Genomic DNA, 21,750 nt, shown 5'->3' with positions numbered 1-21,750 from the left:
CTCACGCAGGGCAAATACCGACGCGCCCGGGCTCATCGACTATTGAGCCTAAAGTTTTCCCGGGCATGGCCGAAAACATGGCAAGCGTCCAAATTCCCAGAGGTTTTTTTATCATGGTCATCGATTTCAGCCGTTTAAACAGCTCCCCCACGCTCGCAAGCAGCACGCGGACCAGCGTCAGCAAGGACACCGGCGATGCCGGCAAATCCGCGCCGCTGAGCACTTCGACCGAACAGGCCGGTGCGACCCAAAGCGGGGAATCGGTACACCTCAGCAATGAGGCTCAACAGTTGCAGAAGATCACTGACAAGCTGCGCGATCAGCCTGCCGTCGACAATGCCCGCGTGGCCGAGTTGAAAGCAGCGATTGCTGATGGCAGCTATAAGGTCGACAGCAACCGTGTAGCCAGCAAACTGCTCAACTTCGAAGCCCAGCGCTAGCCAAAGGCCTGCGCCAGGCTTTTGGACGCTTAAAACCCAAGGCCAGCCATGCACGACACTAATTTACTGCAACTGATCACCGATGACTTTGCTCCAGCTCAACAATTGCTGGAGCTGCTGAAGACCGAATCCCTCGCCCTGCACGGCCGTGACATGCCGCTGCTCGAGGATATTCTGGCGCAGAAACAGGCACTGATCATTCTGCTGGAACAGCATGGGCGCAAACGCAGTGAAATTCTCGCGAGCCTGAACCTTCCTGCCAGCCGCGCAGGTCTGGAGCAGTTCGCCGCTCACTCAAGTATCGGCGATCAGCTGCTGACCCAAAGCGATACGCTGACCCAACTGCTTACAGATTGCCAAGCCGCCAACGAGCTCAATGGCCGCTCGATCCAGGTGCAACAAGCCACCACCGCCAATCAGCTGAAAATACTTAACGGTGGCGAGCCTCCAGCGCTTTATGACGCCCGCGGATCAACCTCCATGCTCGCGAAGCCCCGCGCGCTCAGTCAGGCTTGAACTCATAAATAAGCGTGCTCTATCAAGGCACGAAACATGCTGGCAGAATGCTAGCTTTTGCGTGTGATCGTATTCTGTCTGGAGATTGATAAACCGTGTTCAACGCCTCAAGCGCGGAAGATGCTCCGCAGCCACCCAAGGTGCTCAGCACCCCGCTGGAAATCACCGGCAACCTGCGGATGCTGCAAGAGAGCCATGATCCCCTGATCATCACGTTCCATGAACGCAGCCAGCGATTTCAGAGCTACCTGATCGATATCGATCGCGACAGCAACATGATCGCCCTGGACGAAATGATCCCCCGCGATGGTGAACGCTTCCTGCTTGCCGGCGAAGCTTTTCGGGTTGAAGGCTTTCATGAAGGCGTACGTATTGCTTGGGAAAGCAACGGCACACTGACCATCGACGAGTCCAACGGTGGCCGTTGCTACCGTGGCACGCTGCCCGATGAAGTGGTTTACCACCAGCGTCGCAATGCGTTTCGCGCAGCCTTGAAACTGGCACAACTGGTAAACATCGAACTCGGTGGCGAAAAGCTCAAGACGCCCATCAGTGGCAAACTGCTGGATATCTCTGCGACAGGTTGCAAGCTGCGCTTTGATGGCGACATCACCAGCGGACTTCAATTGGGTCAGGTTTATGAACGCTTCATCGCCGCCCTGCCCTTCGGCAGCATGACCGCACCGGTCGAGCTGCGTTATCTGCATCACGAAGAGAAAATCGATACCACCTTCGCCGGCGTACGCTTTCACAACATGAGCGGGCTGGTGCAGCGTCAGGTCGAGCGCTTCGTCTATCAGTTGCAACGCGAAGCGCGCCGCTTCGACAAAGACGACATCTGATCCAGACGCTTGAAAAAACGGGCAGTCCCTTGCGGTGACTGCCCGTTTTTTTTGCCCTAAGGCCTGGCCTCGGTAAAGCTTTTCGGGCGCTCCGCCCCCGGATCATCAGTCTGTTCATCAGCGCTGTCGGTGTCCTGAGCTTCGGACTTTGCATCCTGCTCAGGATCCGGATCAGGGCTCGCGCCATTTTGCATCTGGTCATGCACGACCTGCTCATCGACCCGCGGGTCGAGAGCTGCCACCAGTGGCGAACTCGACATGCTGTCCGGCATCGCCACGTGATGCAGTGGCGCATCTTCCACCTGATGCAGATTGGTCACCGCTTTCGGCCGGATGCGCCATACCAGCACCACTGCGAAGAAACTGAAGAACGCGTACAGCATCTGACTGCCAAACAACTTCATCAGCACACCCGCCACCAGCGGACCGATGCTCGCCCCCACACCGTAGGTCACCAGCAACATGGCGGTCAGCGATACCCGCCGATCACCCTCGACGTGGTCGTTGGAAAACGCCACCGCCAACGGGTACAGACAGAACTGCACCAGCGAGCAGGCGAAGCCAGCGATAAACAGCACCTCAAGCGGCACCTGCGGCATGATCGCCAACGGCAACGCTGCCAGCGCCAGGCAAAAGGCAAAACTGCGAATCAGCAGCGCCCGATCATAACGATCCGACAACCAGCCCAGCGGCCATTGCACCAGCAACCCGGCAAAAATGCAGCTACCCATGAACAGACCGACCTGCTCAGTGGAAAGCCCTTGCTGGGACGCGTACAACGGCGCCAGACCATAGAACGAACCGACGATCAGGCCAGCGCCGAGCACCGTACTGAGAGACTGCGGAACCCGCTTCATGAAAAAGCGCGGCTCCATCGGCGCCGGGTGCAAGGGCGCCGGGTGAATCCGCCGCGTCAGCGCGACCGGCACCAGGCACAGCGCAAAACACAACGCCACCAGCATCAGCAATTCCAGCCCCAGGGACGGGTGCATGACCAGAATCAACTGGCCCAGCACCAGCCCCAGGTACGAAGCGATCATGTAGCCGCTGAACACCAGCCCGCGCTGCTTGGCTTCGGCCTGCTCGTTCAGCCAGCTCTCGATGACCATGTATTGGCACATCATGCCCAGACCAACAACCATCCGCAGCACCAGCCAGGCCGGTAGCCAATCGATCAGACCGTGCCCCAGCACCGCCGCACCGACGATACCGGCACAGGCCGAGTAGGCCCGGATATGACCGACCCGTGCGATCAACCGGTGACCGATTTTTCCGCCCAGCACCAGGCCGAAATAGTTGGCCGCCATCAGCGCCCCGACCCACAGACTGTCGACATGGTCCGCTGCCAGGCGCAAGCCCAGGTAAGTACTGAGGAGGCCCGAGCCGATCAACATCATCAGCGAGGCGAAATAAAGCGCTCGAAAGGATTTCAGGATTTGGCGCATCGGCGTTCCGAGCGGCTCCTTGCAGTGAGTACCGGGCTACCGACAACGATAGCCCGACAGCGACGAATCGGTTAGGCCTGGGCGGCCAAAACACGCCGCTCCCAGGGAGTGATTTCATCAAGAAAACTGCTCAACTCCATGGTCTTCGAAGCGATGTAGCCTTCGATGAACTCCTTGCCAAACAGTTCCTTCGCCAATTGGCTACGTGTCAGACGCTCAAGAGCAGCATGCAAGGTACACGGCAACGACAAACTGTCCGGCACTTCAAACTGGCCTTGAATGGCCGGCGTCGGCTCCAGTTCGTTTTCAATGCCATACAACCCGGCCGCCAGACTGGCGGCAATCGCCAGATACGGGTTGGCATCCGCGCCCGGTAGACGGTTCTCGACCCGACGCGCTTCTGGCGAGCTGGCTGGAATCCGCAAACCCGCCGCCCGATTGTCATAAGACCAGCAGGCATTATTCGGCGATGCGTAAGGATGGCACAGACGCTGGTAAGAGTTCACGTTCGGCGCAAACAACGCCGTGAAATCTGCCATCCCTGCCTGCTGGCCACCGATGAAATGACGGAAGATTGCAGTCGGCTGTCCAGCGTCATCGCTGAACACATTTCGGTCCGTGCCCACCTCGACGATGCTCTGGTGAATGTGCATCGAACTGCCCGGCGTATGCGCCAGTGGTTTGGCCATGCAGACCACGGTCAGGTGGTGCTTGAGCGCGACTTCCTTGAGTAGATGCTTGAACAGGAATGTCTGGTCGGCCAGCAGCAGCGGATCACCGTGCAGCAGATTGATTTCAAACTGACTGACGCCCATCTCGTGCATGAAGGTATCGCGCGGCAAACCCAGGGCTGCCATGCATTCATAGACTTCGTTGAAGAACGGGCGCAATCCGTTGTTGGAGCTGACACTGAATGCCGAATGACCTTCCTCGCGACGTCCGTCCAGTCCAACCGGCGGCTGGAAAGGTTGGGTCGGGTCGGTGTTCGGTGCAAAAACAAAGAACTCCATCTCGGTCGCCACCACGGGCGCCAAACCACGGGAGGCATAACGGGCGATCACCGCTTTCAACTGACCGCGAGTCGAGAGACGCGAGCTTTCCCCGCTCAACTCATCGGCATCGCAAATGGCCAACGCGCGGGGCTGCTTGCTCCAGGGCAAACGGTGAATTTGTTTCGGATCGGCATTGAGCGCCAGGTCGCCGTCGTCGCTGCCGTAAAATCGTGCCGGCGGATAACCGCCCATGATGCATTGCAGCAGCACGCCACGCGCCATTTGCAAACGCCGCCCCTCAAGGAATCCTTCTGCGGTCATGACCTTGCCACGCGGCACGCCATTGAGATCCGGGGTGACGCATTCAATCTCATCAATGCCCGTCAATCGTTGTGCGAGTGAACGCTGGCCATCGGTCGTCATGACTCTATCCTTGAAGTTGTGCAAGCCGCGAACGGCGACATGTACAAAATAGGCACCAGCTGTTCGGAATATCAAGCACCGGGACATAAAAATGTCCTACAAAAATGCTGCGTGCCGTGGCGGATATCAGGGCAGGTAGAGATTGAACAACCCGCCTCCCAACGGGCCGCCATTACGGATTTCAGTGCGCCCGTGCACGCCGCTGCGCTGGTGCAGTTGTGCAATACGCGCAGCGAAGTACAGACCCAGGCCGGTGCTGCCACTGGCCGGATTGATGCCCTGTACGTAATCCGCCTGACGTTCGATCATCTGGGCCGGGAAACCCTCGCCGTCGTCATTGATCGACAACAGCAACTGCCCGGTTTCCTCACCGATGCTGATCAATAGCGAATGCCTGGCATGACGAATGGCATTGTTGATCGCATTGGCCAATACCGTTCCAATCAGCTCCCGGTCGAAGAATCCGAGAGGGCTCAAGGGATCGATCTCATAAGTCACGACAATGCCGCGACTCTTGAACACGTCCTGATGAGCCGCCAACTGCGCTTCGATGAAATCGTCCAGTTCGTGATAGTCCGGACGCAACGGCAACTGGTTGACGCCGAGCTTGTAGAGCCCCAGCAACTGCACCAGCATGCCGTTCAGATGAGCGAACTCATAGTCGATCACGCCCTGCTCGGCAGTGTGCTGCTGAGCCGCAGGCAAGCGCGCAAGCCACTGTCCGTGGGCCTGCATCAGCAACGCCAGAGAGTTCTTCATGTCGTGTACGGTGGAGGCGATCACCGTGGAAAAGTCGAGCCCCTCGTCAACATCATTCATTCGCCAAACGCCTTGCTTCGCAGCTTCTGATAACGCGGATAACGCGCATCGCTCTCGGGCATCATGCCCACCATTTTCAGGCACGTACGGCACTCTTCCAGCAGCGCTGAATCGAGGCTGGCATCAGCCCCGTGCAACAGCGATTGCGCCATATTGAGGGCAATACTGATGTTCTTCGGCTGCAACAACAGCGCACCGCGAAAAAGCTCCCGCGCCTCGGGCAACGCGCCCGCCTTGTAACTGCGCACGCCCTGGCGGTTGAGATCTGCCGCCGCGTTGCCGGAGTTGAGAATCGCCGGGTCGTCGGTCTGCTGGGCAATGCCTTGCATCACCACCGGGTCGTCGCCGTAAATCTCGGCGCAGTTTTTCAACATCGAATTACCGGCGTCAGTCTGCCCCAGCATCTTCAACTGCTTGGCGACCAGCAACGCCGCTTCGGCGCTCATGAACTGCTCCATGCCATCCAGACGGGCCAGTGCTTGCTCCGTCAGCTTCTCAGCAGTTTCGGCATCGTTGAGCAGCAGGCTGGTGGCTTTCATCAAGCGCGCCCGGATCTGCAGCCCCGGATCGTTGATGTTTTCCTTGGCAACGGCACTCAGGGTCTGGTTGATCTCCAGTCGAGTGCGGGTATCCAGGCCTTTTTCACTGCCTTTACTGATGAGCGCATGAGCCAGGCCCAGATTGCTTTCAGGGTCTTTGAAACGTGACTGCGCGCCTTGGGAGACCGCTTGGCGATAGGCTTTCGCCGCACCTTCAAAGTCTTCGTTGGTCATCGCCAACTTGCCCAACAACGATTGCCTGCGCACCGCCAATGGCGACAGGCGAACAGCCTCTTCCAGCACATTCTGCGCAGCCTTGGTGTCGCCTTCAGCAACCAGCACATCGGCCAGTCCGTCATACAACGCCGGCATCATCGGGAAAGCCTTTAGCGCCTTTTCGTAGACGACTTTTGCCTGAGCGATCTGGCCACGCTTGAACATCAATCGCCCCAGACCGACATAGGCCCAAGGCAATGGACGATCCGCCAGAATGCTGTTGTACAAGCGCTCCAGCGCCTCATTCTGATTCATGTCGCGCAACGCATCGGCACGGTAACGCAGGCACAGCGGCGAATAGCGCGGGTCCTGCTTGCACAGCTCGATACAGGCATTCAGGACTTCAACCGGCTTACCCCGATCCAGCGCCTGCAGAATCGGCTTGAGCAACGTCTTGCGCTGCTCCAGTCGCTCCAGCCGCTGGGCCAGGCCAGCGCGGTTGAAAGGCTTGGTCAGATACGCATCCGGCTCATGCTCAAGCGCACTAAGCACCATCGCCTGACTGCTCTCGGCGGTGACCATCAGAAACACGCTTTCATGGCTGATCAGCTTCTCGACCATCAGGTCTTCAAGCACCTGCTGACCGTTCTTCTTGCCATCGCCAAGGTGATAATCCTGCAAGATGAAGTCGTAGCGCTTCTGCGCACACATGCGCAGCGCCACCTCACCTGTGTCGGCAGTGTCGACATCCTTGACACCCAGCTCACGCAACATCGACCTGACCGAACTACGGAAATCCGAGAAATCATCGACGATCAAAAAGCTTTTTTGGTGGTACGCCAGCATCGAAGATTCCAGGCAATTAAGAAGATGAACCCAAAGACAAATGCAGGGGCCAGCTCAACTTCGCCGCCCATAGGGGCGTCGCGCAGGACAACGGCCCATCGGGTTATCGGCCAGTTGTGGCGTTCCCTTATAGGTGTTGGCAAACAATTGTGGGTTTAGTGGGAGCGTTGCAAATAAGCCGTGGAAAAGTCTCAAAAAAGCCCCGCCAGGTGATTCTGAACGGGGCGGTTTCGATATCGTTGTAGTAATGCGGATAGTCCACAGTGGCTCAATGCGCGATGGTCAGCTTGCCGAAATGCCGCCCACAACCTACCAAGAGCCTCCCCAGGAATTCCGAATAAGGCCGGTGAACTCTTTGAGTGTCGCGCTTGCCTTTAATGGGCAAAGTAGTTGTGGCAAGAGAACACCGCATGTCGCGCACGAGGGAGCCGTCAGGTAGTCGGTGTAATTCGGGTTACTCCCTGCGGGGTCGTACAGCACCTCCGACATTGTCCAAGGCCGGGGTAGCGAGAGACGAATAGCATAATGAACAAGCTTGGGTGCGGCGCATCGACCAGCAATGGGTGCATTCTGCACAGTGCATGAGCGAATGAAGCTCGCCGCCAGAGGGAGACCGCCAAATGACCTGCTGCCGTCATCCGGGATGTTTCCCGCTATCACCAGTGCTGGAAGGAAGCGCTTGTGATGGCCTGTGAGAGCTCCTCGGAAGGCGTTGTAGCCTGGTGTTCCATCAGCCGGCGAACAGGCGGCAACCCATTGCCCATCGTTTGAGCGAAGGACTCCGAGCATCATAGTTGGCCCGCCGATGATACAGTCGACGATCGTTCGCGCTACCTCGTAGACCTGTTGCGTCTCGTAAATGGGATGCTTTCCGCCACACGATCCGCAGGGCACATCATCTCCATAGGCCTGCCCAGTATAAGTGTCGCCCGCATCACTACCGGCGAGGCAGCGATGCACCCTCACGCCTTTCTTTCCTTGATGAATCATCGCGAACCGTCCATGCGCAACGCTAGTGGATATCGGTAAGTGTAGTGATCCAATGCAATCCAGAGTCACCCTGCAAAAGCGTAGCCCTCACAGGGCGCGGGGGCGACCATCTCGTTACACAGTCGAGTCGACCAGCAGTTCACGCAAAGACGAAGCACCGCTGGCAGCCGCAGTACCGTGTCGATGTTGCAGGAAGACGGCGAGCAATTCGGACGGTTCAGGGGCTTAGCCTGACGCAGGAGCAGGAGTCAGTCAGCAAACAACCAGGCTCACAAACCTGCAAACAAGCGATGCTCGAGCAACCCGACACTCCGATATATTGCGGGAGTTTGTTGTACCGGCCCCAATCACGGCTGGTGTGGCGCCAGCCCGCGCCGAGAAAAAACTTAACGTCGTGTCCGGGATTAGTTGACCACTACAGATCTCAAATCTGCCCCTTCTGGATTTCAAATCCGAAAGTGGGGATGGTCCAAAACTGGGCCATCGTCGGTGTGCTCAAATCTGAGCACATCAGGTGCTGGACGTGAAGCAGACAAAAAGCAATCGCTGCTATCGGCCCTTAGCTCGTTACAGGTAATTCACGATGAACGTTACTTCGGTGTTCGCGGTGCCGGCTTCCAGTTTGCTGCCGGCCAGGCGGTAGTAAGCGGCGGACAGCGGTATGTTGAAGCTTGTGCCTGTGGTGTTGAACCCGTCGAACGGGTAGGTAGTGTCCAGCGCGATAGGTTGTCCTGCCTCGTTCATCAGTTGCAGACCGATGCCTTTGGCCGTCGAGCCGGCGCTCAGTGCGACGATGCCCTTTTGCGCGTCGATGACCTGGGTGGTGGCCTTAAGTGAATAGGTCACCTTTTTGATACCGCGCTGGCATTGGTTCAAGGCGAGGTTGAATTTGATCGTCCGAGGGGTATCGCCGCTCTTGTTGAATTCGTCCAGGCGATAGTCGTCGCCCATTTGAACCGACACTGCCGGGGTCTGGCAGGAGGCCGTATTTAGGATAATGGGATTGATCAGATAAAATTTGTTAAACACTGCGCTACCGGCTTGGTATTGGCCCAGATAGCCAGCGGGAACACTGTTTTCCGATGCCAATTCACTCGACTTGATGATTTCAAGTCGGTAATCAGTGGCGGGCACACTCCAGTTTGGGTCCTTATAAAGGTCCATGCGCGCCGCCTCTAGGTACCCTATGTCGTCGCCTATTCGGAATGAGAGCCCAGTTTTACCCAAAGGAAAGGTACTGCCGCTGGTCACGCTACCCAGTGCCGGGTTCAGGACAAAGCCATAGAGTGTCGGGGCGCCACAATTGAACCGCTGATACTCCGCGCTAATGATCTCCTGGTAAATAACAGTGCCGATGGGTGCATCCTGAGGGACTGTCAGGCCTTCCGTCAGTTTGCTCCCGTAGTTCATGGTGATGGTCTTGTAGCCGCTGTAGAAGTGGCAGTCCGCAGGTGCTTCCGATGAAAATACAATCGCCATTACGGCAGCGACGCTCAGCAGAGGGCGCAGTCGGCTCTGCATTCTTGAAAGTTTCATATTGATATCGATACAGAATAGCGGGGCGATCATCTTAGGGATCGCTAAAGGCCGTGCACATAAGACACTTCTTAAAACGTCGAACGCTGCAATCCTAATCCCCTCAAATCTGAGTGCATTACCGCGCGCTTAACTACTTTGCATCCAGGCAATATACCCACCGATACCTCCTAAGGCAGACCAAGTGATCTACCATTGAATGGAGTAGCAGATGAATATCGCGAAAATAGGGAAATCGGCGAAACATTTCGCCTATCTCGTGCTTCGAATTGGCCGACTCCGCAAAAGTGTGGAGTCGTCCTCCACTCATAACGTTAACCCACCGTTATCTAACGTTAGCCAGGCCTGACAGCAGGCTGGAGCAGGTGGTAAATGTGACCATGGCTCACATTTGAGCCATCCGGAGCAAAGTGGGATTTCCTCACTTTGCCCTAACTACCTACCCGGAAACAGGGAATCTAAGTGCGTCACAACGGCGGCTTGTGATACGGGAAAATCCCGCATCTACCGGGTGCCGTTCGGAATAACGCCCTCCCAGTTGCATCCCGGCTGGTTTTACGAGCAGATCGTAAAAACCCTTTGGCGAAAGGGCGAACTACCTAGGATTTCTCTGTGGTTCGAAAATCCCACCGATCAGGGGTACTTCCCCAGCGGGGGATCATCCAGATTCGGCTGCATCAGCCTGGCCGAGATCACACGAAAATCCGTGGCATCTTTTCCGCGACACGTTTTCAGAATTCGCGAAACGTGTCGCGATACCTGCCCTACCGAAATGGGAGGTCAGGTCGTTGTCCGGAAATCGGACTTCAAGCCAATTCCCACCAACGGTGGATATTCCTCAAATTGGGGATTAGCCCCTGCTCGCTCCTGCATCGGATTCATCCCCCACTGGGGGTTGGATGGATTTGAGATCCGACCAACTTCCTCAGGTTGAAGGTGGACGACTGAGCCGAAAACTCGGCCCTGTATCACTTTGCCTACCTCTGACTTACTGCAACAAAAACGCCCTCCTCGATCCGCTGCAAACCAACTATTTCAGTCCCATTTAATCCGGTTACGTGTAGCACTTTATGTGCACCCATAAAGCACTGGATAAATGATCAGATCATGCCTAATGTGAGTTTTTTGAGCCATTCAAAACCCATTCGAGGCCACCTGATGAACACAGCCAAGCCCGCCCGAGGACGCCAGCACAGACCAACCCGTTCTGAAGTTGCTGCGGCTTGGGGTCAACTTCGAGACGCCGCCGCCAAGGGAAGCGTTCAAGCATCCGCGCTGCTGATCGCCCTTGCTGAAAACAAGCCGGTCATTGCCATGGAATCCCCTACCGCATGACTGATCGCGACAAATCGGGCAAATGGAAGCCCGGCCAATCCGGCAATCCTGGCGGCCGCTCTGGAGAAACTCAGGCCATTCGCGCCAAGCTGGCCAAGGGTGCAACAGCCGTCACCACGAAAGTGCTTGAGGCCGCAAAAGGCGGTGATATGCAGGCGTGCCGGTTGATCCTTGAGCGCCTGGTGCCGCCGATCAAGCCGACGTCCGAGCCCGTGCAATTCGAACTCGACGACACCGACCTGCCCAGCGCCGCCCGCTCAATCCTGCGCGCCGTTGCTGCCGGCCAGATTGCGCCCGACCAGGGCAAATCACTCATTGAAGGCTTGGGCGCTGTCGCCCGGGTGATCGAGGTTGCCGAACTGCAAAAGGCCGTCGAAGAACTCCGCGAGCAGATGGAGGGAATGCAGCGATGAGCCTGAAAGCGTTGAAAGCCGAGATCAAACGCATTGCCGAAAAGATGGGCATCGACGAAGAGATGGTGGTGCTGATCGTGCTGGCTGTCGTGAATGCCAGCACGATGCCCATGGACCTGCCTGAGACCGTCGGCCACATCGTCAACTACCGCATCAACGGTCTGAACGTATCGCTCTACTTTCCCTTCTGCGAGATGAACAGCGCCGAAGCCGAAGAGGTGGCCAGGGCGATGATCCTGCACGTAATCGATGTTGAGCGCCCGAGCCGCCCGTATCAGGTCGGCATTATGGATATGCAGCCATTCCCGCCAGCAGGCGCCTGGCAGTTACAGCGACCACCTGAGGGCATCAGCCTGTCGGACTACGTGGCCGACCAATACCGTCAAATCATCGAGGCTCGCAATGAGCATCCGTAGCCAGATCGCCAAGCTGCGGCGACAGACCGGTAGCACTCAGCTCAACAACGACGTGCGAGAAATCAGCGACCTGATGGACGAGTTGAGCGCCGCGGCCGCCGGCGGTGGAAGCCCACGAGGGGAAATCTCTCTCGACGAGATTTTCAACGACACCCAACACCCACACAGGCCCGATCAAGGCCCATACAACCAAAAGGTATCCCAATGAAGATTGGTAAAAGAGCAGTTCTCCGCGTTGGCCTGACCAACGTCCATTACTCCGAATACGACCATTCGCAAATCGAGTCGCGCACCTTCTCAGTCCAGCAAGCAGACGGCAGCAAAGGTACTTGGCAAGCTGGTGGGCTGATGAAGTCCGCTCGCAAACTCCAGATGCTCGCCCTGGAGACGTTCAAAGACGCCGGGGAAGACATCATCTCGATCCGCGCCAATAAGGACTTCAATGCGGCCGCCATTGAGCGCCTGAGCAAGGAGAAGATTGAAGGTCTGACGGCCGCCCTACTTCCAGCCATGCAAACTGTCGCCAAAGATATGTCCACCCTGGCTGAAACCGTCACTCGGGGCTTCTCACCGGTCAGCCAACGCGCCAACACCGACATCGTCGGCTTCCTGGCTGACCAGGAGCTTCGCACCCTCGTTCGAGGCCTGAGCACCGACGACCGTCGTAACCTGATGGCCGAAGCGCGCCTCGGCAATCATCCCGAAATCGTAGAGGCCGTCTTGCGAGCAAACCCGATGCTCTCCGGCCTCAACGCAGAATCGGCCGCCGGCCTGTCCCGAGCTGGGATCGCGGCCTCTCGTGCTGACGACGTGGAGGCGCTGCGCCAAATGCTGGCCGTCTATGACGACGTGCTGACGACCACCTCTCAAGTCGGCGTCTCGCTCAGCGGCCTCGTTGCAAACTCTGCCGGTTATGCCAGTCGCTTTGAAAAGTGGCGGTCGGGTTGTGATGGTTCTGAGGCGTTGCGTGAATGGCTCGGCAAGTTGCCTGCACGCCCTCAGCCTAAAGCAGATGCCGCCGCCACTGAAGAACCTGAAGCAGCCTAATTAGTGCGCCCCGTGGTCGTCGATGCACGACCACCTAGGGCGCAGGAGCACACCGTGACCACCTACCAAGAACGCTTCGCCGAGGCATGCAAGACCTCCGAGTTCGCGAACCATGACCAGATGATTGGCGGGTACGTCGTTTGGGATGTTCAGCACGTCCGAGAGGGCCAGAAGGTGACGATTGACGGTCCGTTCTTCACCGAGGACGAAGCTCGGGTCTCGGCCGAGCTGCTGCGCGGGGCGTTCCGTGGTGCCAGGGCTTACCAGGTGATCTATGACCGGATTTGGAACTACGACCCACGGCGCGAACAGGTGACATTCGATCAGGCCCGTATGTCTCGATCCCTGCTCGCCATTCGCCTGGGCGTGAAAGTACCCACCAACAGCGCCACGAGCGCACTGGAGTAAAAGCGATGGCAATGGCCACCAACTACGGCAGCAAAACTCGAATCTTACTCAGCGGCTCGGCAGCGAAGCTGTTCGGGCGTGAGCACACCTACGAACTGTCGACCGGCGACGTGCGCGAGGCGGTAAAGGCGATCGACGTAAACCATCCAGGCTTCGCACGGTATCTCGCAACCGCGAAACAGATGGGGCTTGAGTTTGCGATTTTTCGAAACCGTAGGAACGTCGACGAAAAGGAACTGGCGCTGGGCGGCGCGAAGGAAATACGCATTGTGCCGGTGGTTTGCGGCAGTAAGCGCGCCGGGCTTCTGCAGACCATCATTGGTGTCGCGTTGATTATCGCCAGTCCGTTTACCAATGGAGCGACACTCGCACCTGGTATTGCCATGGTCGCCGGCGGCGTTATTCAAATGCTCAGCCCCCAACCAAAAGGTTTGAAGACCAGCGCAGCCCCGGAAAATACGCCGGGCTACGCGTTTGGCTCAGCCCGCAACACCACAGCATCCGGCAACCCGGTACCGCTTTGCATCGGCAAACGCCGCTGGGGGGGGGCGATTATCAGCGCTGCGATTTATTCGGAGGACCGAATGTAGTCCTCCAGACTAACTTTTCTATGCTGATCTAGAGTCGAGCTCAGCTTCAGAGGGAATAATATGGGGCATATTTATTACACGACTGATTTGCCTCACAACATCAGACAAAGGCTCCACGCTGCATTTTTTAGACATACGCATCTTAAGGCTGACGTGGGGCATTTTTGCAGGCACTACAGATTTCATTTTTAGCACTATCAACGGAAGGGTGAAATCTTTAGCTGAAACATAAGTTCTAACAAAACACTTCTCCGGATCTACTTTAGCATCAACGTAAGCTAGTGCACGATTAACTTCCCCCTCACCATGATAGAGCTTCAGCCCCTCTAAAATTTCATCCTCGATACTTTTTGATTTCTCAGAGTCAACCTCCCCAGTTTGACCATTACATATTGAGCCGTAGCCACGCGATACAGTTGCGACACCTGAGCGCAAAAAATGTGCAGCAGCAAATACTCTGAACAACGAACACAACGACGCTGTTGAACGGTCAAACCACCCTTCAAAATCAAATCGCCCCTTTAACTCCTCCGAGGCTAAATCACAATGCTCCTCATCCATTATCTCGACAAAAGCAACTTCATCGAGTAAAAAATTTTCAATACAGTATCGAGGAAGAACTACAACGTTTCCAGGGAGCGCTTCGCGCTCGCCCGCCAACATATACAAATCTCCGTCAACTATATAAACAGCAGGTCTCGCCCCCCCTGCCGCTTGCCTTGCTTTGGCGGCGGCTATTACATCAACTCGCGCCCCCAAGGGAAAAACCTTGTCAAGAGCTATACTGCTTGACATAGCTCTCGAAAACATAGCAGCAAAGATTTTCCCATAACCAGGTGCAGTGTCTTCAATATAAACATCAAAATCATTGAAGCTTTCGTAAAAAACCGAGGTAGCAAATTTAGCGGCTTTACTTCTTTCCATAGCACACCTCAGCCCAAACGAATGCAGTTGTCGACGTGATACCCTACGATCTCTGGTGAATGGGTAGCAAAAATGAATTGGTTATTTTTCCCCCCCTTTAACAGGGCATCGACCAACATCTCTTGCCAGCGCATATGAAGGGATATTTCGGGTTCATCAACCACAAAAGCGCTTCTTTTACTGGAGCCAAAGCGGGCATGAGCAATCAAAATCAATAACTGCTTTTCGCCCGAAGAGAGGAATTCCAACTCTACCGGCGTAGAATTCTGCGTAACCTTTATCTTACCTAAAGAGTCGACAGTTAACTCTTTACGTGAATGACGGAAAAACTCATTAATAGTGTCACAAAACTCTTTTATCGGCGCATAAAATCTCTCGGCAGACCTTTTCTGCCTGTCCATTTCTGCCAAAACTTTTTGTATGCGACGAATTTGAGCCATGTTGAGTAGCCACTCTAAACTCCAAGCGCCACCAGACTCGTTATCATTTACAGCCACATCAACCATTTTTTCAAAAAATTTCTCTATCAGGACAGTCGCTTTTTCAGATCCTCCCAAATCACGTGCAAACTTCTCCAGTTCTTGCCGCCGCTCTTGGAGGTCGGACATTTCCGAATATGCTCTAGCATTTGGATTATCTAAAAAACCTGGTTCAAGCTCAATATACTCAAACGTAGACTCCACAATAATATTAAGCAAGCGATCTAGCCTACCGTCGCTTGCCCTACGATACTGTTTGTAAGCACTTTGAACAAGTCGCTGACAGTTATCCAGTCCATCTAGAACCTCCTTGCGCTGCACCCTAGCTCTTATTGATCCATCATCCATGTAAACCTCTTCAGGAAAATGGTCCTCCTGATACTTCCCTAATCGTCGCTCCAATCCTAAAAACATAGGCCGCGACCCACGCAAAAATTTTTGCATTAATGGCCCAGCAGATCGAATGACGTCTTGCCTATTATCTTCAACGTGGTGACGAGTAACACGCCCATTAGAGCTAATCGTTTCAACCATCCGATTACCAGACGTTCTAAAAGTAGAATTAAGAACATAAGGAACCTCCTCACCATTAAGCCTGAACAGCAATTTCTCTGGAGAGGTATTTATTGAAAGCACGAACTCCTCACCATCTTTTTCGACCTCAACTTTCAGACTACTAAACTTAATCTCCAGCAAAGTCGCAACATCAATTGACAGCGCAGCCTGCATTAGCCTTAGCGCAGTAGTCTTCCCTGTTCCGTTATCCCCAACTAAAAAACTTATATCCGACTGAAACTTTAAATTATAATCATAAAAATCATGTACTTTACGCGCCGAAAAACTCTTTATTATCATATTGCTCTTCCGTGACTTTATAAAATTACGAAGCCCACTAACCATTCCAATTAATAGTCAGCACATTGCTCATAACTGTACAGACTCCCCACAGAGCAGCCAAGGGTATGCCTATCCAGATACGGGCAGATTCCGCCTTTTTTAGCCTTTTCGCTTGATAAGTAACACCCAAAGTGAAACAGTGTTAGGAGAACACCCTAACTGATACAGGCACCCATCATGTTCATCCGCGCATACCTCCGAGCATCGACCGAAGAGCAGGATGCCGGCCGCGCCCGGGCTTCGCTCGAGCAATTCGCTAGCGACCACAACAAGGTTATCGCCAGTGTGTACCTGGAGAATGCCAGCGGTGCGACCGCAGACCGGCCTGAGCTGCTGCGTCTGCTCAAAGATGCGCGCAAGGGTGACGTGTTGCTGGTGGAGTCGATAGATCGCCTCTCACGCCTTCCTGTGGAGGATTGGCAGAAGCTCAAGGCTGCGATTGACTCCAAGGGGCTGCGCATCGTCGCGCTCGACCTGCCAACGAGTCACCAGGGAATGCAGGACACCAAAGGCGACGAGTTCACCGGGCGGATGCTGGGCGCCATTAACTCGATGCTTGTGGAAATGATGGCCGCCATCGCTCGCAAGGATTACGAGCAACGTCGTGAGCGCCAGGCTCAGGGTATCGAGAAGGCCAAAGCCGCTGGCAAATACCAGGGGCGGCCGATAGACGAGGACCTACATAGGAGAGTTAAGGAGCTGCTAAACGCCGGGTTAGGCATCCGAGCAACAGCTCGACACGCCCAATGCTCCACCACAACCGTGCTTCGCATCAGGGATACCCCCGTTACACAGAGCGTGCTACCTCCTCGCAATGCTCTATGAACTCAGGCTTAGTAAATATTCTGATCCCAAAAAGATTCTCGAAAACCTCCCGTCGACCGTTCTTCACGAAGCCGCGACTATCGTTACTGACAAATATTTTTTTGCCTGATCGGATGTGAGACTGCAGGATCATTGCGTCTCGGAGCTGATTGCGCTGTCGGGCCGTAAGCGTTTCACGATTCCTGGGGAAGCCATTGCTCGAGAGAATGGCCAGAATTTTCTCAAAATCGAAGAACTGACTCAGGTCCCCTAAAACAGCCATGCCGAAATAGCTTTCGCTTAAAACTAGAGTCTCGGGTGTCTCGCCCAAGGTGGCGGCCCCTGCTGCCAAATCCGTATTGGCTAATTCTCTGTTGGTAACTGATACGACTTCCAGCTTATAGCCAGCACTAGCGGCGATTGGAGCCAAGTCGAGAACCGGTAGAACGTTGGTATCAACAGTAACCGCCTCCATGCTTTTTGCCTCGATCAGTTTTGTATCGAAAGGATAGCCCCGCGCCCATAAAAAAACCCACTTCGAAAATTATCAGTGGGTTTTTAATGGCAATCGGCTTTCATTTGCACCCACCATGCACCCATGAGGTTTTGATGTTGAGAGCTTAAATCGCTGGAGGGCTTGATTTATATGGTGTCCCAGGGCAGGTTCGAACTGCCAACCTTCCCCTTAGGAGGGGGATGCTCTATCCAATTGAGCTACTGAGACACATGCCGGCCGCAAGGATATGCGGCGCGATGGACGGCGTGCATGTTAACGGGCAGGCCCGGTTTTGTCATGTCGTCTGTAAGGCTTATTAAGTGTAGGCAAACGCCAGCTTCGATCACGGGCTTAGATTCGATCGGCTTTTGCGCTGATACCCTCTTGCACCAATAGAGCCAGCAAATTGTCGACGGCAGTGGAAAGCTCGCCAGAATTGTCCAACCGAAAGATCCCTTCCGGATCTTCCTGAGCGGCGTCCATTAAAAACAGAGCATTGCGCTCAAGTCGGGCTTCGATTTCCTCAGCGCTCTCGCGCCCTCGCCGCTCAAGACGCTTGCGCAGGGCATCGGTTTTTACCGTCAGCACTATGGGCAACAACGACGGATAACGTGCCATGGCTTCAGACAAATGCCCTCTTGAGCCGTTGATCAGCACATGGCGACCGTCACTTAACCAGCTATCGATCTCTGCCGGAATGCCGTAATCCAGCCCATTGGCCCGCCAGCACAGTGCAAAACCGCCTTCGTGCCTCATTTGAGCGAATTGCTCCCTGGAAACACTCAAAGCGTCTTCGCCGACCGATTCAGCCGACCGGGTAATCACCCTGCGCACCACAACGCAATCAAGGCCAAGCAAAGAGTCGCGGGCCGCATCGATCAGGCTGTCTTTGCCGGAGCCGGACGGCCCCATCAAATAAATAAGTCTGCCGTGCATCCCTATATCACCTCCATTGCGTGCTCGCCCTAGTAAATCGGCCATTTGCCACTATTCTGTATTTTGTAAGGAACGAAGATCGTATCCGCATAACATGCACGCTCAGGGGCGCCCAAGCACGCACCTGTCGGGCAAAGAGGACGCGGTCAGATGTACGGGCCCGGTAAGTGTTTTCAAACCAGTCCGCATTTCTGATAATTGGTGCTGGCATAACGCCTGCTTCCAGTTCAATATTTGTCACAGAATTGACGCCAATGATCTGGCAATTTTGAGGCATGATGCGGGCCTCATATCAATTCAGGTTGAACATTTGGCGACGAGGCTTGTCCTACATGACATCCTGCGGCCAATTCCGAGAACCGCTCCCCTGAACTAACCGGTTAAATATATGCGCCCATTGAAACAGGCAATTTATTCCAGCCGTACGGCTGACAAGTTCGTCGTACGTCTGCCAGACGGGATGCGTGAACGCATTGCCGAGGTGGCTCGCAATCATCACCGCAGCATGAATTCCGAGATCATCGCCCGTCTTGAGCAGAGTCTTATTCAGGAAGGCGCGCTGGGAGAAGAATTGAGCATGCGCCTGGACAGCCCCGAGCTGTCATTGCACGAACGCGAACTGCTTCAACGTTTCCGTCAACTCTCCCACCGCCAGCAAAACGCACTGGTTTCGCTGATTGCCCACGACGCTGAAATGGCCGCAGACGCCTCCTGATTGCATCCCGTAAGCTCTAGCCAGCCATGTGCTGGCTTTTTTTTGCCTGAAATTCAGCCAATAACCTACTCAACGGCAAGCTCAGTTGCCATCGACATAACGCTAATAGATTGAAAAATGAAGGTGCGCGGCCTGCTGGCTTGAGCAAGACCGCACACTAGAAACTCAGAGCAGGAAGATTGTCGCCAACCCGAGGAAGATGAAGAAGCCACCGCTGTCGGTCATGGCCGTAATCATGACACTCGCGCCCATCGCCGGGTCGCGCCCAAAGCGCGCCAGGGTCATCGGAATCAAAACCCCCATCAACGCCGCCAGCAACAGGTTCAAGGTCATGGCCGCAGTCATCACCACGCCCAGCGACCAACTGCCGTACAGCATGTAAGACACCACGCCGATTACCCCACCCCAGACCAGGCCATTGATCAAACCAACCGCCAGCTCCTTGCGCATGAGACGCGAGGTATTACCGGTACTGACCTGATCAAGCGCCATCGCACGAACGATCATGGTAATCGTCTGGTTGCCGGAGTTACCGCCAATACCGGCAACGATCGGCATCAACGCTGCCAGAGCCACCAGCTTCTCGATAGAACCTTCGAACAAACCGATTACCCGCGATGCAACAAATGCGGTAATCAGGTTGATCGCCAGCCAGGCCCAGCGGTTGCGCAAGGATTTCCAGACTGACGCGAAAATATCTTCCTCTTCACGCAGACCCGCCATGTTGAGAACTTCGCTTTCGCTCTCTTCACGAATCAGGTCGACCATCTCGTCGATGGTCAGACGACCAATGAGTTTGTCGTTCTTGTCGACCACCGGGGCCGAAATCAAGTCGTAACGTTCAAAAGCCTGTGCGGCATCGTAGGCGTCTTCATCCGGGTGAAAACTCACCGGATCGCTGGCCATGACTTCCGAAACCTGCTTGTCTGGATCGTTGACCAGCAGTCGCTTGATTGGCAGCACACCCTTGAGCACGCCATCGTAGTCAACCACGAACAGCTTGTCGGTATGGCCTGGCAGCTCTTTGAGGCGACGCAAGTAACGCAGAACCACTTCAAGACTGACATCCTCGCGGATCGTCACCATCTCGAAGTCCATCAATGCACCGACCTGTTCCTCGTCATAGGACAACGCGGAGCGAACGCGCTCACGCTGTTGGCTATCAAGGGTTTCCATCAGCTCGTGGACGACGTCTCGCGGCAGCTCGGGGGCCAGGTCAGCAAGTTCGTCGGCGTCCATCTCCTTGGCCGCCGCCAGGAGCTCGTGATCATCCATGTCGGCGATCAGGGTTTCACGAACCGAGTCGGATACTTCAAGCAGGATGTCGCCGTCGCGCTCGGCCTTGACCAACTGCCAGACAGTCAGACGCTCGGCAAGCGGCAAGGCTTCAAGAATGTAGGCAACGTCAGCGGAGTGCAAATCATCGAGCTTGCGTTGCAACTCGACGAGGTTTTGCCGGTGGACCAGATTCTCGACCAGGTCGTGATGATGACCTTCCTGGCGATGAGTCAGGTCTTCGACCACTCGCTGGCGATGCAGCAGCTCAACGACTTGAGCAAGGCGGTCTTGCAGGCTTTCTTGCGTTTTCTTTACTTCAACTTCGGTCATAGGCGAACTCCACTCCCAGCAGCGGGGCACGCCGGAAGGATCAATCAGTCAATTCATGATTGGTAAAACGGGGTACTGAGCAACTACTGGGTAAGTCCATGGAGGTATTCCACAAGCCCCGGCGGGGCTGACGGGCGCAATCATACACCGCATGAGGGTTTTAAACGTTAAAAAAACCAGCCTGAAACAAGCGCTTGCGAGATAAACCCGAGCGCTGTCCGCGTCCCTGAAACTGCGACGACTCATCCTGAAAAGAAAACACACCCCCACCGAGAAATGTACTGACTACCCTTGATCGTGACCGTCATGGAGGACGCCCAATGCCCAGGAAAACACTCACAGCCCTGTTGATCACCCTGCTCTGCCCGCCTCTACAGGCCACTGCAATGACTGTGCATCGATGTGAAGACGCTGAGGGCCGTATCACTTACACGACGCTGAGCTGCCCTCCTGGAGAGGCACTGTCGCGACAGAACATTTACAACCCAAGCGTTTTCAAATTCGAGGCAATACTCCCCGGCACCAACCACCAGGAAACATCAGGAATTAAAAGCACACCGAGAGATCCGGTCGTTATCGGCCAAATGAATGACAAATGCGCAAACGTGCTCAGCGCCAAGGAGCGTCGCGAAGCGATCATCAATCAGCGGATCGTTCCCGGCATGAGCCAGCAGGACGTTGAAAGTGCGCTAGGTAAACCTGACAAGGTCAGCATTCGAAACGCGACGACGAATTATCGCTACGACAGCAAGAAAGGTCGAAGCGCGCAAATCGTGTTCGATGAGAAGGGATGCGTAAAAGGCAAATCCCAGACAGCAAAAAGCCCGCGTTAGACGCAGGCTTTTTGGTGTTTGGTGCACTCGACAGGATTCGAACCTGTGACCGCTCGGTTCGTAGCCGAGTACTCTATCCAGCTGAGCTACGAGTGCAATTTGTGTTTTTAGACCAGATCACAACTGGTTGAAGCCAGGTTACTTGCATTACTGCAAACAACCCTTAAATGGTGCACTCGACAGGATTCGAACCTGTGACCGCTCGGTTCGTAGCCGAGTACTCTATCCAGCTGAGCTACGAGTGC

23 protein-coding genes and 3 tRNA genes are annotated in these 21,750 nt (G+C 55.2%); 13 read left to right on the top strand and 13 right to left on the bottom strand.

Going from position 1 to position 21,750, the window contains the following annotated elements; genetic code table 11:
• Nucleotides 1-113: 113 nt before the first annotated feature.
• From flgM to AC3WK5_RS27380, 3 genes are all read left to right on the top strand, one after another.
• A complete protein-coding gene (flgM, locus tag AC3WK5_RS27390) occupies nt 114-440 on the top strand; it encodes a flagellar biosynthesis anti-sigma factor FlgM (RefSeq protein ID WP_103318762.1) in 327 nt (108 codons plus the stop codon).
• 48 nt (nt 441-488) lie between these two features.
• Nucleotides 489-956, top strand: coding sequence for a flagella synthesis protein FlgN (locus AC3WK5_RS27385; RefSeq protein WP_103318699.1), 468 nt, complete (start codon nt 489-491; stop codon nt 954-956).
• A gap of 95 nt (nt 957-1,051) precedes the next feature.
• Nucleotides 1,052-1,798 (top strand): flagellar brake protein, encoded by a 747-nt coding sequence (locus AC3WK5_RS27380; protein ID WP_103318696.1) that lies wholly within the window; start codon nt 1,052-1,054, stop codon nt 1,796-1,798.
• A 56-nt stretch (nt 1,799-1,854) separates the two neighbouring features.
• Here the strand turns inward: AC3WK5_RS27380 and AC3WK5_RS27375 are convergent, their stop codons facing one another.
• The 5 genes from AC3WK5_RS27375 to AC3WK5_RS27355 form a co-directional block, all read right to left on the bottom strand.
• Nucleotides 1,855-3,243: an MFS transporter gene (locus AC3WK5_RS27375; RefSeq protein ID WP_103318694.1), complete on the bottom strand. Its 1,389-nt coding sequence runs from the start codon at nt 3,241-3,243 to the stop codon at nt 1,855-1,857.
• Nucleotides 3,244-3,314: 71 nt separating this feature from the next.
• On the bottom strand, nt 3,315-4,556 hold the full coding sequence (locus AC3WK5_RS27370; protein ID WP_177474887.1) for a glutamine synthetase family protein: 1,242 nt from the start codon (nt 4,554-4,556) through the stop codon (nt 3,315-3,317).
• A 228-nt stretch (nt 4,557-4,784) separates the two neighbouring features.
• Complete coding sequence (locus AC3WK5_RS27365; protein ID WP_103318690.1) at nt 4,785-5,477, bottom strand: sensor histidine kinase; 693 nt, start codon at nt 5,475-5,477, stop codon at nt 4,785-4,787.
• Nucleotides 5,474-7,078, bottom strand: coding sequence for a tetratricopeptide repeat-containing response regulator (locus AC3WK5_RS27360; RefSeq protein ID WP_103318687.1), 1,605 nt, complete (start codon nt 7,076-7,078; stop codon nt 5,474-5,476). The genes AC3WK5_RS27365 and AC3WK5_RS27360 overlap by 4 nt, the downstream gene beginning before the upstream one ends.
• Before the next feature lie 1,557 nt (nt 7,079-8,635).
• On the bottom strand, nt 8,636-9,637 hold the full coding sequence (locus AC3WK5_RS27355; RefSeq protein WP_256585276.1) for a fimbrial protein: 1,002 nt from the start codon (nt 9,635-9,637) through the stop codon (nt 8,636-8,638).
• Between the two features lie 1,074 nt (nt 9,638-10,711).
• Here AC3WK5_RS27355 and AC3WK5_RS27350 point away from each other — a divergent pair.
• The 7 genes from AC3WK5_RS27350 to AC3WK5_RS27320 are packed head-to-tail and all read left to right on the top strand — an operon-like array spanning nt 10,712 to nt 13,813.
• A complete protein-coding gene (locus tag AC3WK5_RS27350; protein WP_103318685.1) occupies nt 10,712-10,939 on the top strand; it encodes a hypothetical protein in 228 nt (75 codons plus the stop codon).
• Nucleotides 10,936-11,352, top strand: coding sequence for a DUF5681 domain-containing protein (locus tag AC3WK5_RS27345; RefSeq protein ID WP_103318683.1), 417 nt, complete (start codon nt 10,936-10,938; stop codon nt 11,350-11,352). Before AC3WK5_RS27350 ends, AC3WK5_RS27345 begins: the two co-directional genes overlap by 4 nt.
• Entirely contained in the window at nt 11,349-11,768 is a 420-nt protein-coding gene (locus AC3WK5_RS27340; RefSeq protein ID WP_103318681.1) for a hypothetical protein, read from the top strand. Before AC3WK5_RS27345 ends, AC3WK5_RS27340 begins: the two co-directional genes overlap by 4 nt.
• Nucleotides 11,755-11,976, top strand: coding sequence for a hypothetical protein (locus tag AC3WK5_RS27335; RefSeq protein WP_103318678.1), 222 nt, complete (start codon nt 11,755-11,757; stop codon nt 11,974-11,976). The genes AC3WK5_RS27340 and AC3WK5_RS27335 overlap by 14 nt, the downstream gene beginning before the upstream one ends.
• Complete coding sequence (locus AC3WK5_RS27330; RefSeq protein WP_103318677.1) at nt 11,973-12,815, top strand: hypothetical protein; 843 nt, start codon at nt 11,973-11,975, stop codon at nt 12,813-12,815. The genes AC3WK5_RS27335 and AC3WK5_RS27330 overlap by 4 nt, the downstream gene beginning before the upstream one ends.
• A 54-nt stretch (nt 12,816-12,869) precedes the next feature.
• The gene (locus AC3WK5_RS27325) at nt 12,870-13,223 is read left to right on the top strand and encodes a hypothetical protein (RefSeq protein ID WP_103318674.1); all 354 of its coding nucleotides are present in this window, start codon (nt 12,870-12,872) and stop codon (nt 13,221-13,223) included.
• A gap of 5 nt (nt 13,224-13,228) precedes the next feature.
• A complete protein-coding gene (locus AC3WK5_RS27320) occupies nt 13,229-13,813 on the top strand; it encodes a tail assembly protein (RefSeq protein WP_103318672.1) in 585 nt (194 codons plus the stop codon).
• A gap of 18 nt (nt 13,814-13,831) precedes the next feature.
• On the opposite strand, the gene AC3WK5_RS27315 is transcribed toward AC3WK5_RS27320, so the two are convergent.
• Nucleotides 13,832-14,737 (bottom strand): DUF4435 domain-containing protein, encoded by a 906-nt coding sequence (locus tag AC3WK5_RS27315; protein ID WP_103318669.1) that lies wholly within the window; start codon nt 14,735-14,737, stop codon nt 13,832-13,834.
• An 8-nt stretch (nt 14,738-14,745) separates the two neighbouring features.
• Nucleotides 14,746-16,071, bottom strand: a complete 1,326-nt coding sequence (locus AC3WK5_RS27310) for an AAA family ATPase (RefSeq protein ID WP_158248922.1) — start codon at nt 16,069-16,071, stop codon at nt 14,746-14,748.
• A gap of 219 nt (nt 16,072-16,290) precedes the next feature.
• Between AC3WK5_RS27310 and AC3WK5_RS27305 the strand changes: the two genes are divergently transcribed.
• Nucleotides 16,291-16,938, top strand: coding sequence for a recombinase family protein (locus AC3WK5_RS27305; RefSeq protein WP_103318665.1), 648 nt, complete (start codon nt 16,291-16,293; stop codon nt 16,936-16,938).
• Here AC3WK5_RS27305 and AC3WK5_RS27300 read toward each other — a convergent pair.
• From AC3WK5_RS27300 to phnN, 3 genes are all read right to left on the bottom strand, one after another.
• Nucleotides 16,901-17,392, bottom strand: coding sequence for a hypothetical protein (locus AC3WK5_RS27300; RefSeq protein WP_103318662.1), 492 nt, complete (start codon nt 17,390-17,392; stop codon nt 16,901-16,903). The genes AC3WK5_RS27305 and AC3WK5_RS27300 overlap by 38 nt on opposite strands.
• 172 nt (nt 17,393-17,564) lie before the next feature.
• Nucleotides 17,565-17,641 (bottom strand) — tRNA-Arg (locus AC3WK5_RS27295).
• A gap of 123 nt (nt 17,642-17,764) precedes the next feature.
• Complete coding sequence (gene phnN / locus AC3WK5_RS27290) at nt 17,765-18,349, bottom strand: phosphonate metabolism protein/1,5-bisphosphokinase (PRPP-forming) PhnN (RefSeq protein ID WP_054593609.1); 585 nt, start codon at nt 18,347-18,349, stop codon at nt 17,765-17,767.
• A gap of 388 nt (nt 18,350-18,737) precedes the next feature.
• Here phnN and AC3WK5_RS27285 point away from each other — a divergent pair, with 388 nt between their 5' ends.
• Nucleotides 18,738-19,064, top strand: coding sequence for an Arc family DNA-binding protein (locus AC3WK5_RS27285; protein ID WP_003178899.1), 327 nt, complete (start codon nt 18,738-18,740; stop codon nt 19,062-19,064).
• 165 nt (nt 19,065-19,229) lie between these two features.
• Here AC3WK5_RS27285 and mgtE read toward each other — a convergent pair whose 3' ends face one another.
• Complete coding sequence (mgtE, locus tag AC3WK5_RS27280; protein WP_054593610.1) at nt 19,230-20,672, bottom strand: magnesium transporter; 1,443 nt, start codon at nt 20,670-20,672, stop codon at nt 19,230-19,232.
• 320 nt (nt 20,673-20,992) lie between these two features.
• Between mgtE and AC3WK5_RS27275 the strand changes: the two genes are divergently transcribed.
• Nucleotides 20,993-21,505, top strand: a complete 513-nt coding sequence (locus AC3WK5_RS27275; RefSeq protein WP_103318658.1) for a cell envelope protein SmpA — start codon at nt 20,993-20,995, stop codon at nt 21,503-21,505.
• 19 nt (nt 21,506-21,524) lie between these two features.
• Here the strand turns inward: AC3WK5_RS27275 and AC3WK5_RS27270 are convergent.
• Nucleotides 21,525-21,601, bottom strand: a tRNA-Arg gene (locus tag AC3WK5_RS27270).
• A gap of 72 nt (nt 21,602-21,673) precedes the next feature.
• Nucleotides 21,674-21,750, bottom strand: a tRNA-Arg gene (locus AC3WK5_RS27265).

The organism is Pseudomonas sp. FW306-02-D09B (assembly GCF_058782685.1).
This window is presented reverse-complemented; position numbering and strand designations above follow the sequence as displayed.

Bases quoted from the DNA above. Each gene is read 5' to 3' on its own strand.
- AC3WK5_RS27285 (WP_003178899.1), top strand. From the start codon at position 18,738: ATGCGCCCATTGAAACAGGCAATTTATTCCAGCCGTACGGCTGACAAG.
- AC3WK5_RS27365 (WP_103318690.1), bottom strand. From the start codon at position 5,477: ATGAATGATGTTGACGAGGGGCTCGACTTTTCCACGGTGATCGCCTCC.
- phnN (WP_054593609.1), bottom strand. From the start codon at position 18,349: ATGCACGGCAGACTTATTTATTTGATGGGGCCGTCCGGCTCCGGCAAA.
- AC3WK5_RS27335 (WP_103318678.1), top strand. From the start codon at position 11,755: ATGAGCATCCGTAGCCAGATCGCCAAGCTGCGGCGACAGACCGGTAGC.
- AC3WK5_RS27385 (WP_103318699.1), top strand. From the start codon at position 489: ATGCACGACACTAATTTACTGCAACTGATCACCGATGACTTTGCTCCA.
- AC3WK5_RS27310 (WP_158248922.1), bottom strand. From the start codon at position 16,071: ATGATAATAAAGAGTTTTTCGGCGCGTAAAGTACATGATTTTTATGAT.
- AC3WK5_RS27320 (WP_103318672.1), top strand. From the start codon at position 13,229: ATGGCAATGGCCACCAACTACGGCAGCAAAACTCGAATCTTACTCAGC.
- AC3WK5_RS27315 (WP_103318669.1), bottom strand. From the start codon at position 14,737: ATGGAAAGAAGTAAAGCCGCTAAATTTGCTACCTCGGTTTTTTACGAA.
- AC3WK5_RS27360 (WP_103318687.1), bottom strand. From the start codon at position 7,078: ATGCTGGCGTACCACCAAAAAAGCTTTTTGATCGTCGATGATTTCTCG.
- AC3WK5_RS27305 (WP_103318665.1), top strand. From the start codon at position 16,291: ATGTTCATCCGCGCATACCTCCGAGCATCGACCGAAGAGCAGGATGCC.
- AC3WK5_RS27375 (WP_103318694.1), bottom strand. From the start codon at position 3,243: ATGCGCCAAATCCTGAAATCCTTTCGAGCGCTTTATTTCGCCTCGCTG.
- AC3WK5_RS27345 (WP_103318683.1), top strand. From the start codon at position 10,936: ATGACTGATCGCGACAAATCGGGCAAATGGAAGCCCGGCCAATCCGGC.
- AC3WK5_RS27300 (WP_103318662.1), bottom strand. From the start codon at position 17,392: ATGGAGGCGGTTACTGTTGATACCAACGTTCTACCGGTTCTCGACTTG.
- flgM (WP_103318762.1), top strand. From the start codon at position 114: ATGGTCATCGATTTCAGCCGTTTAAACAGCTCCCCCACGCTCGCAAGC.
- AC3WK5_RS27275 (WP_103318658.1), top strand. From the start codon at position 20,993: ATGCCCAGGAAAACACTCACAGCCCTGTTGATCACCCTGCTCTGCCCG.
- AC3WK5_RS27370 (WP_177474887.1), bottom strand. From the start codon at position 4,556: ATGACCGCAGAAGGATTCCTTGAGGGGCGGCGTTTGCAAATGGCGCGT.
- AC3WK5_RS27330 (WP_103318677.1), top strand. From the start codon at position 11,973: ATGAAGATTGGTAAAAGAGCAGTTCTCCGCGTTGGCCTGACCAACGTC.
- mgtE (WP_054593610.1), bottom strand. From the start codon at position 20,672: ATGACCGAAGTTGAAGTAAAGAAAACGCAAGAAAGCCTGCAAGACCGC.
- AC3WK5_RS27355 (WP_256585276.1), bottom strand. From the start codon at position 9,637: ATGATCGCCCCGCTATTCTGTATCGATATCAATATGAAACTTTCAAGA.
- AC3WK5_RS27340 (WP_103318681.1), top strand. From the start codon at position 11,349: ATGAGCCTGAAAGCGTTGAAAGCCGAGATCAAACGCATTGCCGAAAAG.
- AC3WK5_RS27350 (WP_103318685.1), top strand. From the start codon at position 10,712: ATGCCTAATGTGAGTTTTTTGAGCCATTCAAAACCCATTCGAGGCCAC.